The sequence below is a fragment of the Frankia sp. CoWAU3 genome (assembly GCF_977971855.1).
Genome location: NZ_CDWWXB010000294.1, coordinates 2,769 through 3,421, shown reverse-complemented (window position 1 = coordinate 3,421; position 653 = coordinate 2,769). Strand labels below are relative to the sequence as shown.

1 protein-coding gene is annotated in these 653 nt (G+C 74.3%); it reads left to right on the top strand.

Going from position 1 to position 653, the window contains the following annotated elements; all coding sequences use genetic code 11:
* On the top strand, positions 1-653 hold a 653-nt coding region (locus tag AC08ON_RS17395), incomplete at both ends, for a galactokinase (RefSeq protein ID WP_476617365.1).

Below are 653 nucleotides of genomic sequence, written 5' to 3'. Positions count from 1 at the left end.
TACCCAGTCAACATCCCACCGGTTCACCGAACACTTACGTCGAGACCTACGGAGAGCGGCCCACCCACCTCGTCCGCGCGCCCGCCCGGGTGAACCTCATCGGCGAGCACACCGACTACAACGACGGTTTCTGCCTTCCGGTGGCCATCGACCGGGAGCTGTGCATCGCCCTGCGCCGTAACGAGGCGCCCGAGCTCCGGCTGGTGTCCGAGCAGGACGCGGTGCCCGCCGTGATCCCGCTGCCGCCGCCGGGCCTCGACACGCCGGTGTCCGCCCGGGCACCCGGATGGGTTCGGTATGTCGAGGGCGTCGCGGTGATGCTGGCCGCCGGATCGGGGAGCTCCCGTGCCGCCGCCGGGTCGAGCTTCCCCGCCGGAGGGGGCTTGGTGCCCTGGCGTGGCACGCTGGCCAGCGACATCCCCGTCGGCGCGGGACTGTCCTCCTCGGCCGCGCTGGAGCTGGCCGTCGCCCTGGCCGGTGCGCATCTCGCCGGGTTGACGCCCGCGCCGACGGAGCTCGCGCTGCTCGCCCAGCGGGCGGAGAACCTCTGGGTGGGGGCGGCGACGGGCCTGCTCGACCAGCTCGCCTGCGCCGCGGGCGTGGCCGGCCACGCGCTGCGGATCGACTGCCGCACGCTGACGACCGAGCCGGTG